Origin of the sequence: Acinetobacter sp. YH18001, assembly GCF_013416975.1 — a bacterium.
Lineage (GTDB): Bacteria > Pseudomonadota > Gammaproteobacteria > Pseudomonadales > Moraxellaceae > Acinetobacter > Acinetobacter pseudolwoffii.
Genome location: NZ_VPEU01000034.1, coordinates 18,607 through 29,385 on the forward strand (window position 1 = coordinate 18,607; position 10,779 = coordinate 29,385).

Here is a 10,779-nt window from a genome sequence, read left to right on the forward strand (position 1 = left end):
TCGCGGCAGTGGTTTTATCGGCGGAACATATTTTGATATCTATTGCTGCTTTAAATCAATCCACAGATAAAGCTGAAAATTCAAGGCGATTGTAGGTACAATAGTGCTTATCAGGACAAGTGGCTCAAACTTGTTATTTTCATCCTTCCGGACTATGTATTCGAGGCAAATGTGTCATCTATTACTGACGTATCAATCCATGCATTGACTCAAGCACAACATCGTATTCAACAAGATTTACTGACAGCCCTAGATGCCTTTGCCATTCCTGAACCTTTAAAGTCGGCGGTGCATCATGCCGTGATGCTGGGAGGGAAGCGTGTTCGTCCAGCATTATGCTATGCCACAGCAGCACTAAAACCGAATCAGAATACCGCGGCGGTACGCCGTGCGGCGGTTGCGATTGAATTTATCCATTGTTATTCACTGGCACATGATGATCTGCCGTGTATGGACAATGATTTGCTGCGCCGTGGTCAGCCGACCTGTCATGTGGCTTATGGTGAAGATACCGCGCTTTTGGCAGGTGATATTCTACAGTCGATGGCCTTTGAAATTTTAGGCAGTCGTCTGTTTGATCAAGGTCCTGCGGTAGATGCTTCGATTGTGCTAAAACAAATGCAGATTCTGGCCACAGCCTCTTCGAAAATGGTCAATGGTCAGGTGTTGGATTTGCAGTCCGAAGGCAAAAAAATTGATCAGGAAGTATTAGAAACCATTCATCGTAATAAAACCGGTGCCTTGATGAGTGCTGCGATCATGATGGCGGCGGTCACAATCTTTGAAGGTACAGATCTGGCGATTCCAAAACTGCGTGAGTTTGGACAGGCGATTGGTCTGGCCTTCCAGGTGCAGGACGATATTCTGGATATTATTTCTGATACTGAAGTGTTGGGTAAAACAGCTGGCAAGGATGAGCAGGTAGAAAAATCGACATATCCTGCCTTGATGGGGCTGGAACAGGCCAAAGCCTATGCACAGCAATTGCATGATCAGGCCTTAGCCGCTCTTGCTCATTTTGATGATCAGGCGGCAGAGCTGATCTCTATCACCCAGTTTTTACTTCAGCGTAAAAATTAAAATGCTTGAATCTGTTCATTGTTTTTATTTTGAGTGATTGTTCAGGTATTAAAAAAGCGGACTTTAAAGTCCGCTTTTTTTGATCGTTAATTTTATTTGGTTTCGTTATACAGACGTTCAGCCTGTTCAAAACGATCGGTAATTTCAGCCGTAGGTACTTTACCCATCAAGCTCACTACAATGATGGCAATGAATGAGCAGATAAAGCCCGGGATAATTTCATAGACACCTGTTGCTGCGAACAGGTTTTTCCATAAAATCACCATCACTGCACCCATAATCATACCTGCCAAGGCACCATTCAAAGTCATGCGTTTCCAGAACAGGGACAGAATGATCAGCGGGCCAAATGCAGCACCAAAACCGGCCCAGGCATAAGCGACCAGACCCAGCACTTTCGATTCAGGATTACCCGCCATCCAGATTGCCAGCAGGGCAATCAGCAGCACCATAAAACGGCCAACCCAAACTAGTTCTTTTTGAGATGCATTTTTGCGCAGGAAGGATTTATAAAAATCCTCTGTCAGCGTACTTGAGCAGACCAGAAGCTGACAGCTTAAAGTACTCATTACCGCAGCCAAAATCGCAGCCAGGACAATACCGGCAATCCATGGGTTGAACAGAATTTTGGTCAATTCCATAAATACAGTTTCAGGATTGGCATTCACCACACTGGCCAGTTCCGGATGTTGCTGGAAATAAGCAATACCAAAGAAACCGGCAGCCACGGCACCAGTTAAGCACAGGATCATCCAGGTCATACCAATACGGCGTGCATTTGGAATTGACTTGACTGAATCTGCCGCCATAAAGCGCACCAGAATATGTGGCTGACCAAAATAACCCAAGCCCCATGCCAGTAGCGACAGGATAGCCACCGTACTTAAGTCACCGACCAGATTCATGGCCTGTGGACGTGCCGTTTCAAGCGCCAGAGTGACCTGAGACATATCAGAGAAGGTCAATAGGGTCACAATTGGCGTGAGCAACAGCGCAAAGATCATCAGGCCGGCCTGAATGGTATCGGTCCAGCTGACTGCCAGAAAACCGCCAATAAATACATAACTGATGGTGGCAATGGCACTGATCCAGAGCGCCGTCGTGTAGGACATTTCAAACATGCTTTCGAACAGGCGCGCACCTGCTACCATGCCTGAGGCACAGTAAATCGCAAAGAAAATCAGAATCACAAAAGCCGATACAATACGTAAAATTTTCTTCTGGTCGTTAAAACGATTGGAAAAATAATCTGGAAGGGTCAGGGCATTGTGCTGAACTTCCGTATGTACCCGTAAACGGCCAGCCACCAGCAACCAGTTTAACCAGGCACCAATAATCAGGCCAATGGCAATCCACATTTCCGACAAACCAGAAAGATAAATTGCACCGGGCAGGCCCATCAGCAGCCAGCCACTCATATCGGAAGCTCCAGCGGAAAGTGCAGTAACAAAACTACCTAAACGACGGCCCCCTAAAATGTAATCGGAAAAGTTTGTGGTCGCACGATAAGCCATCAGGCCGATCACCACCATGGCGACAATATAAAAAAGAAAGGTAATTAACGTTGGATTTAGGGAGCTCATACGGTATCCATTTTCGAGTTGGACAGTAATCGAATAAGGACTTATCTTGATGATAAATGCTGTGGCGAAACACAGATCTGGCATCAAAGCCCAAAGGATTTCAAAAAATAACGCGAAATTTAAGCATAAATTCCAAATCTTTGCTGAGATTTTCGTGTTTAAACGAAAAATAGGCAGCGAATACGCTGCCTATGGATTTGAAAATGAAAATTTTTACTGAGGCGGACGACCCATCACGCCTCGAATCGTGTTCAGCACGTCTGCAGGCAAGACCACCGTTTTGGCATTCGGTGATTTGGCCATATCTTGCATGGCCTTGATATATTGCTCACCGAGTAAATAGGCAACCGGAATTTCATTACTACCAATTGCCGAAGTCACCATATCAATCGCACGTTGTGAAGATTCAGCCAGAACCACCTGTGCTTCTGCATCACGGCGCGATGCTTCCAGACGACCATCCGCTTCCAGAATGGCAGCCTGTTTTTCACCATCAGCTTTGGTCACGGTCGCACGACGTTGACGTTCAGCAGCGGCCTGTTCTTCCATCGCGGTTTGCATGGTGACTGAAGGTTTAATATCCTGAATTTCAACGGTTTTCAGGGTAATGCCCCAGTCCGAGATATCATCGGAAATACTGGATTTTAAACGTGCTTTAATATGATCACGTGATGATAGGGCATCATCCAGATCCATTTCACCGACAATCGAACGCAACGAAGTTTGTACCAGGTTTTGAATTGCCCAAGAATAGTTTTCAATGCCGTAGACCGCTTTTTCAGGTGTGGTCAGGTTGATATAGGCCACCGCATTCATGAGTAACACGGCATTATCGCGGGTAATCACTTCCTGTGAAGGAATATCCAGCACAATATCTTTGGTGGTGACTTTATAAGCCACTTCATCAATATACGGAATGACAAAATTCAGACCCGGATTCAGCGTCGTATGGTATTTGCCCAAGCGTTGTGCGATCCATTTATAACCTTGCGGGACAATACGTACCCCTTTAAAAATCGTAATCGCCACAAAGGCCAAAAATGCGATAACAATTATAGTTCCACCAGACATATCTTATTCACCTTTTTCATTTTGATAATGTGTGCTGTGGGGTTGAACCACCAGATCATTCCCCAGAATATCCACAACGCGAACACGGTCACCGACCTGAACCTGATCCAGAGTACGACATTCCCATTCATCTGAGCCTAAAACCGGCATCGGGAAACGTACTCTGATTTGTTCATTTTCCAGATTGGTTTGAATGACCATACCAATCTGGCCAATCGTCGCTTCACGAGACAGACCAGCTTTGGTTTTATCAATCGAAAGTGGCTTGATAAATTTAAACCATGCCAGCGTACAGAGGACGGATAGAGCAATCCAGGTCAGGATCTGGGTGGTCAGTCCCATCATCGGGAACATCCAGTATAAAATGCCCACTAAAATGGCGCCGATACCAAACCACAGGGCAGCAAAAGCGGGTAGAAGCAATTCCGAAAGAATCAGCAAAACGCCTAATACAAACCAGTGCCAGGGTTCAATAACAAATTCCATATCGTGACCTATATCGCTAAGTGTTTAATTAATCATCATTATGTGATTAAGCCCAATGTAACAGATGCCGGTTCAGATGAATATAAAAAATTCGTACCTTAGAATTTCGCAGCACGTGGGGCTTTAAATGCAGCAGGGGACTGTTTGAAATCAGTAATCATTTTCTGGATGGCCCGGATTTTCAATTGTGCGGCTTTTTCACCTTCGAGAATGGTTTGATTGCTGGCCTTTAAATCCAGGGTGCCGATATGGCCAACTTTGGGCTGAATCACGACATTGGCCTGCTTCAGTTCTTCATGAATACTTTGCTGACCCATAATATTCAGGGTTTGATCCAGCAGGCCCCACATATTCACAGCTTTGTTGCTGTCAGGACGTGCAGAAATATCCACCGCAATGACCAGATCGGCACCCATATCCTTGGCAGTTTTGACTGGAATCGGGCTGACCAGTCCACCATCAATATATTTCAGCCCGCCAATGGTGGCCGGGACAAATACATTGGGAATACTGCAAGAAGCGCGCACCGCCTGTCCGGCATTGCCTTTAATAAAGTCTGCCTTGCGTCCCGTATCCAGGCGGGTCGCCACCGCAGCAAACCGTATCTGGAACTGTTCAATTGGTTTATTTGCCACATTTTTGTTGACGAAATCCTGTAACTTTTGTCCGGCAATAATCCCTTGCCGATTTAAGGTTAAATCACGGATGTCCGATTCCTTAAAGTTCAAGGCAATTTGCTGCAACTGATACGGTGATTTGCCGCTGGCATATAGACTGCCGACAAAACTGCCGGCACTTGTGCCTGTGACAATTTTCGGTTTAATGCCGTGTGACTCCAGTACCTTAATCACGCCAATATGGGCGAAGCCTTTCGCACCGCCGCCGCCAAGTGCAATTGCAATCACGGGTTCGCGGGCCTGAAGTGGTGTAGGAGTCGGTGTGGTTTTACTGGCTTTATCACATGCAGCCAGACTGAGGCCAAGACAGCCAATCAGAGCATAAGACGCTAATTTCATTGTAGGAAATGATCACTAAATCATCAAAATATAGGCTATCAGAGCAAAAAAACAGGATTTTGCCTAGTCTTTTTTCAACAGCTTTTGTAAAGGCCGGGCAATCCAGTCCGGATTTTTTGCCGAAATCTTGCCTTGATAATGTGCATAAATCTGCACCAGATCATGTTCATAATCGCCCGTCGGCTGATAGACACCCAGAATATGAATGGTTTTAATATCATAATCAAAAGCCAGCATGACAATAGGCAGGCCGGCCTGATCGGCAATATGATAAAAACCACTGCGGATTTTTTCTGGCGCTTTACGTGAACCTTCGGGTGCCATACCGACCCAAATCTGGGGTTTTCGCTTGATGATTTCCACGATCTGCTGAGTATGACCTTGTGGACTATCCCGAACCACCGGAATCACCCCAACCCATTCAAGTAAGGGCTTTAATGGGGTATGGAACAGGCTGTTTTTACCAAAAATAGTGACCTTTAACCCGATAGCTAAGAGTGCAATAAAACCATGCCAGGCATCAATATTGGACGTATGTGGAGAAATAATCGCAACGGCTTTTGGTAAATTGGGAAACTCACCTTCAAGCTGCCAGCCCTGCGCTAAAAAGATCCGTTTAAAAAAATAACGGCTGAGTCGATTGCCTCGACTGGGCACCAAGGGAGGTAATTCTGGAAAGTGCTTTTTAGTCATGCTTAAAGTCTCTTCCTGACACATATTTTTCTTTATTTTTAATGATATTAGGCTTTTACTTTGGTTTTTTCATTGGCAAAATGTCCAGCTTGTTGAATGATTTCTGCTTCTTTTGCCTATTAAGGACCCAGCATGCCGAATATGCGGAATACTTACATTGTGTTGTTTTCCCTGTATTGGGCGCAAGGATTGCCAGTCGGATTTATGACCCATGCTTTGCCGGTGATCTTACGGGCAGAAGGAGTGTCGCTGGCACAGATCGGTGGTTTTGGCCTGCTCATGCTGCCTTGGTCAATCAAGGTGTTTTGGGCGCCATTGGTCGATCGTTATGGCTCTCAAGCCACAGGGCATTATCGAAGCTGGATTATTCCGCTGCAATTGCTCTCGGTGGCAGTGCTGATCGCCTTGTCCTTTTTGCCCATTCAGGCTTTAGATCAGCCGGTTTATCTATTGGCCTTTTTTATTGCGTTATTATTTATGAATGGGGTGGGGGCGACACAGGATATTGCCACCGATGCACTGGCAGTCAATATTCTGAAAAATGAACAGCAGCACTGGGGCAATACTTTTCAGGTGATTGGATCACGTTTGGGTTTCATTGTCGGTGGTGGTGCGATTTTACTGTTTTTAGATCTGTTGCAGTGGCAAAGCACTTTTTTGCTTTTGGCTGCACTGGTTTTTATAAACACACTGCCTGTTTTAAAATTTAAAGAGCCACAGCATCGCTCGATCGCATCTGATCAAATTACCGCTTCCAGTAAAATAAAAATCAAAGCCTATTTTCAGTATTTTTATACACATCCAGGCTTGCGTTGCTGGTTGCTGGTATTACTGAGCTTTAAAGTCGCGGATGGGCTGTCTGGCCCTTTGCTGAAGCCTTTAATGGTCGATCTCGGTCTGAGTTTCAGCCAGATCGGCGTATATGTGACCATGCTGGGTGCAGGTGCCGCCTTGATCGGGGCCGGTTTGGCAGGTTATTGCCTGAAGTTTTTTTCGCGTCGCTCTTGTTTGATGTCTTTTTCGATTCTCAAAATACTGAGCTTAATGGCCTATGCCTGGCTGGCAGCACAATATGAAGCCCAGCTTAAAGTCGAAAACTGGCTGATTTATACTATTAATGCAGCAGAAGATCTGGTTTCGGCAATGCTCTTGGTGGTAATGCTGACGCTCATTATGCAATACAGCCGTAAGCGTCTGGCCGGGACTGATTTTACTTTTCAAGTCTCAATTATGGCGACGGTAAGTGGTGGCTTATATATGTTGAGTGGGATATTGGGGGATTATTTAGGCTATGCAAAATATCTAACCTATATTGTTTATATCAGCATAGTGCTTCTATTGCCTATCGTATTTTGGAGGAGAGTCGATCAGCAATCACAGTCATCATGAAATATGAATTAAAGCTGACTGAAAAAAAAGCAATCTATTTTAAAAGTGTGGTTAATACATATTATAGATAAAAGTATGAGATAAAAATGATTTCAAACTGATTTGAAAGTTGTTAAATTCTTGATGTTTTCAAGTAGCTTGTTGTGTAGCTAGGGTTAAAAGTGTAAGTCCAGTCAAATACATGACATGATACGTGGGCTTTTAACTCGACATATATTGCGTGAGTCGTCTTTCGAGATCATAACCAAGCTATTTCATAATTATAGATATTCCACACGGTGTAGGTTTCAGTTGAAATCACCGAACTTCCAATGCCAATGAACATGTGTTCACTATGGAGAATTTAATGAGTCAAGTTTTAACAGGAAAGTTTTTAGCTAAAGGATTAGCAGTAGCAGTAACAACATTGATGATGGGGACTGTTGCACATGCTGAAACACAAGAGCAAAAAGAAATTAAGCAGCTGCGCCAAGAAATTGAAGCATTAAAAGCATTAGTATTACAGCAGCAACAAGTTCAGCAAACTCAAGCAGTGCAAATAGAACAAGTCAAAGCAACCCCACAACAATCAGCAGCTGCACCGAAAGCCCTAAGTACAAAATCAGATACTGAAGTGAAGCTATATGGTTTCGTTCGTGGTGATGCGAACTATATCATTGAAGGTTCATCAGGTGACTTCTCTGATGTTGCAAAAACCAATGGTCAAACGAATGACAAGTTCGTTGCAACAGCAAAAACAACACGAATAGGTTTAGATTTTAAAACCAATGTTGAAGGTGCAGAGATTGGCGGTAAACTTGAAAGTGATTTTGCAGGTACTAACGATTCATTCCGTGTACGTCAAGCATATTTAACCTATAAAAATTGGTTGATTGGTCAAACACAATCTACCTTCTTGTCAAATCATGCACCGTTTATGATTGACTTCAGCACCAACGTCGGTGGGGGTACTACCCGTCTACCAATGATTCGTTATGGTTTTGATTTATCTCCTGCAACACAGTTGTTCCTGGCTGCAGAAAAGCCAAACTCAACTGCTGCAGACATCAAATCAAGCGTACCAACATTGACCGCTAAATTGGCACACAACTTTGATGACAAAAAAGGTAATGCGTCTGCGCGTGCTTTAGTTGAAGTTTATAAAGATGAAGACATTAACAAGCGTAAAGCAGGTTGGGGTCTAGCTGCAGGTACAACGTATCAAGTACTTGATCCTTTAAAAGCGACGCTAGATGTTAGCTATACCAAAGGTGTGAACGGTATTTTGTATGGTACCAATGCCAATGCTGCATTTGTAGATGATGAAGATAACCGCAATATTGAGCAAAATGAAATTTGGGCGGTACAAACGGGCTTAACCTACAGCATTTTACCTAACTTAAAAACATCAATAGGTTATGGTGCATTGTTTGCTGATAAAGACTCAGACTATGCAGACCTCAATGCTACTGCAAACAAAGAGGTACAACAAGCGTGGTTAAACTTGGTGTATTCACCTGTTAAACCACTTGAGTTTGGTGTTGAGTATGTCAACGGCGAGCGTAAAGACTTTAATAATGATAAATTCAAGGATAACCGTATTGGTTTAATGAGCAAATATAGCTTCTAATTGATGATATAACGCTTAATAAAAAATCCCACCACTTGGTGGGATTTTTTTATATAAATATTCGACAAAAATAATGAATATTCAAGCAAATTCTTGCTGCTACAGTTTATCCCTTTTTATACCAAGCTTAGTCCTGATGAATAGAGGTGTATTGTGTGAAACTTGCTAACATAAGCTTAATTTTATGTTTGGATTTGCATGTGAACATTCAAGCTGTATTATTTGACCTCGACAATACCTTGACCCATCGTGATCTAACGGCCCAAGCCTATAGCTGCTATCTGGCAGAATATTATGCGTCTGCATTTGCACAGGTCGAACCAGAAAAAATTATCGAGATTGTAAGACGCATCGATAATGGCGGTTATCCTAAAAAGGAATTGCTAACGCATGGCAGCATCGGGGCTTCGGCAGCTTATGCATTATTACAGGAGCTATCCTGGTTAAATCCACCCAGCATAGATGAGCTGGCACAGTTCTGGTTTAGCCAGTTTGGTCGCTGCGCTGTAGAAATGCCGGATGCCAAGCAGGTGCTAGAGCAGTTAAAATCTCAAGGCTATCAATTGGCAATTGTTTCGAATGGTGGACATGACACCCGTTTAAATACCATTCGAGGTTTGGGCATTGCCGATTATTTCGAGGAAATCATCAGTTCGGGTTTAGTCGGTTTTAGCAAACCACAGCCAGAAATTTTCCAGATTACTGCACAACGTTTAGGCGTCTTGCCTGAACATTGTTTATATATTGGCGATCATCCGGTGAATGATATACAAGGGGCAAAAAATGCCGGAATGCATGCCTTGTGGATGCAGGGTTTTCATCCTGATGCCGAAGAAATACAATATAAAATTCAGCAGTTACCTGAAATTTTCACACATTTACAACGCCTGAATCAGGTTTAATTTAAGTGATACGTGTACAGTTCATCGCTTCAGCCCATTGCGGGGAGTCGCAGCGAGGACATTGTTGTGTCGCTTTGACCAGGTTTTGAACATGACCACAGTAAATACAGGCATATAAACGCTCTGCTTGCACCTGTTCGACGATCGAGCAGGTTTTAGGAAATAGCGGCAAGCCGTATTTCACCTGATCATCGCTAAAATATAACACACTGAATTTACCATCGGTTTCCAGTAATCCGGTACGTACCTGACCGAGATGTTCAACACCTTGCTGGCGCATTTCGGCAAAGAATTCATCATGTGACATTTTACCTTTTTTAATCTCTTCGATGACCAGTACACCATTTTCCACGATATAAATTGGTTTGCCTTCCAGTAGGTCTTCAAACCATTGATATTTCATCATCAGCCAGGTGGTCAGGCGATACATCAAGATAATCGCCGACATGACCAGAACTGCCTGAATCAGGGGAATATCTTCAGTAAACATCGGGTCGCCGGCAATTGAGCCCAAGGACAGGATGATCGCAACTTCAAAGATCGAAAGTTGCCGCACACCACGTTTTCCTGTCAGACGTAAAAACAGGATAATCATGATGTACATGACTATACAACGCAGCAAAATCTCTGATGCAAAGCTCCAAGTCGTATCATGAATAAAGATCGAGACCCAATCCATTAAGCTGTTCCTATATAACGTGTTGAGCTGAGTCTAGCAATGCGGCAGGTTTATTTACTGCTGTTTTTATGTAAGCTTTTGAATATGAAAATACAATATCAGGTTGAATTTCCTTTATTTTCTGAGTCAGCTGATAAGTTGAATATAGATCAGCCAATGGATTTAACCCTCCACGACTAAGTTGATAGGTTACAAGAGTAACTCCTAAATTTTCTATTTTATCCAACCAGTCATTGCTATATTCAGACACGAAAGCATAAACATCATAATT

At 43.5% G+C, this 10,779-nt stretch carries 10 protein-coding genes and 1 pseudogene; 4 read left to right on the plus strand and 7 right to left on the minus strand.

All coding sequences use genetic code 11. From position 1 onward, the window contains the following. Positions 1-171: 171 nt before the first annotated feature. Positions 172-1,080 carry a polyprenyl synthetase family protein gene (locus tag FTV48_RS10825; protein WP_074383117.1) on the plus strand — a complete coding sequence of 303 codons (909 nt, stop codon included), beginning with the start codon at positions 172-174 and terminating at the stop codon, positions 1,078-1,080. A 92-nt stretch (positions 1,081-1,172) separates the two neighbouring features. Here the strand turns inward: FTV48_RS10825 and putP are convergent, their stop codons facing one another. The 5 genes from putP to FTV48_RS10850 all read right to left on the minus strand — a co-directional run bounded on the left by putP (position 1,173) and on the right by FTV48_RS10850 (position 5,929). After that, positions 1,173-2,663, minus strand: coding sequence for a sodium/proline symporter PutP (gene putP / locus FTV48_RS10830; protein WP_180000278.1), 1,491 nt, complete (start codon positions 2,661-2,663; stop codon positions 1,173-1,175). 213 nt (positions 2,664-2,876) lie between these two features. Next, positions 2,877-3,734, minus strand: coding sequence for an SPFH domain-containing protein (locus tag FTV48_RS10835; RefSeq protein ID WP_005096199.1), 858 nt, complete (start codon positions 3,732-3,734; stop codon positions 2,877-2,879). Between the two features lie 3 nt (positions 3,735-3,737). Continuing rightward, positions 3,738-4,220, minus strand: a complete 483-nt coding sequence (locus tag FTV48_RS10840) for an NfeD family protein (protein WP_005172082.1) — start codon at positions 4,218-4,220, stop codon at positions 3,738-3,740. A gap of 98 nt (positions 4,221-4,318) precedes the next feature. Then, complete coding sequence (locus FTV48_RS10845) at positions 4,319-5,236, minus strand: patatin-like phospholipase family protein (protein ID WP_180000279.1); 918 nt, start codon at positions 5,234-5,236, stop codon at positions 4,319-4,321. A 63-nt stretch (positions 5,237-5,299) separates the two neighbouring features. Then, a complete protein-coding gene (locus FTV48_RS10850; protein WP_180000281.1) occupies positions 5,300-5,929 on the minus strand; it encodes a 1-acyl-sn-glycerol-3-phosphate acyltransferase in 630 nt (209 codons plus the stop codon). A gap of 132 nt (positions 5,930-6,061) precedes the next feature. On the opposite strand from FTV48_RS10850, the gene FTV48_RS10855 reads away from it, so the two are divergent. From FTV48_RS10855 to FTV48_RS10865, 3 genes are all read left to right on the plus strand, one after another. Then, positions 6,062-7,318, plus strand: a complete 1,257-nt coding sequence (locus FTV48_RS10855) for an MFS transporter (RefSeq protein ID WP_180000283.1) — start codon at positions 6,062-6,064, stop codon at positions 7,316-7,318. Positions 7,319-7,664: 346 nt separating this feature from the next. After that, the gene (locus FTV48_RS10860; protein ID WP_180000285.1) at positions 7,665-8,927 is read left to right on the plus strand and encodes a DcaP family trimeric outer membrane transporter; all 1,263 of its coding nucleotides are present in this window, start codon (positions 7,665-7,667) and stop codon (positions 8,925-8,927) included. A 200-nt stretch (positions 8,928-9,127) separates the two neighbouring features. Further along, a complete protein-coding gene (locus FTV48_RS10865; RefSeq protein WP_180000286.1) occupies positions 9,128-9,829 on the plus strand; it encodes an HAD family hydrolase in 702 nt (233 codons plus the stop codon). A gap of 1 nt (position 9,830) precedes the next feature. On the opposite strand, the gene FTV48_RS10870 is transcribed toward FTV48_RS10865, so the two are convergent. Both FTV48_RS10870 and FTV48_RS10875 read right to left on the minus strand, forming a co-directional pair. Continuing rightward, complete coding sequence (locus FTV48_RS10870; RefSeq protein ID WP_180000288.1) at positions 9,831-10,508, minus strand: DUF421 domain-containing protein; 678 nt, start codon at positions 10,506-10,508, stop codon at positions 9,831-9,833. Between the two features lie 82 nt (positions 10,509-10,590). Beyond that, a pseudogene (locus FTV48_RS10875) lies at positions 10,591-10,779 on the minus strand (glycosyltransferase family 1 protein); the annotation flags it as partial.

Coding starts and splice junctions, on each gene's coding strand:
- putP (WP_180000278.1), bottom strand. CDS start 2,663: ATGAGCTCCCTAAATCCAACGTTAATTACCTTTCTTTTTTATATTGTC.
- FTV48_RS10855 (WP_180000283.1), top strand. CDS start 6,062: ATGCCGAATATGCGGAATACTTACATTGTGTTGTTTTCCCTGTATTGG.
- FTV48_RS10845 (WP_180000279.1), bottom strand. CDS start 5,236: ATGAAATTAGCGTCTTATGCTCTGATTGGCTGTCTTGGCCTCAGTCTG.
- FTV48_RS10870 (WP_180000288.1), bottom strand. CDS start 10,508: ATGGATTGGGTCTCGATCTTTATTCATGATACGACTTGGAGCTTTGCA.
- FTV48_RS10860 (WP_180000285.1), top strand. CDS start 7,665: ATGAGTCAAGTTTTAACAGGAAAGTTTTTAGCTAAAGGATTAGCAGTA.
- FTV48_RS10835 (WP_005096199.1), bottom strand. CDS start 3,734: ATGTCTGGTGGAACTATAATTGTTATCGCATTTTTGGCCTTTGTGGCG.
- FTV48_RS10840 (WP_005172082.1), bottom strand. CDS start 4,220: ATGGAATTTGTTATTGAACCCTGGCACTGGTTTGTATTAGGCGTTTTG.
- FTV48_RS10850 (WP_180000281.1), bottom strand. CDS start 5,929: ATGACTAAAAAGCACTTTCCAGAATTACCTCCCTTGGTGCCCAGTCGA.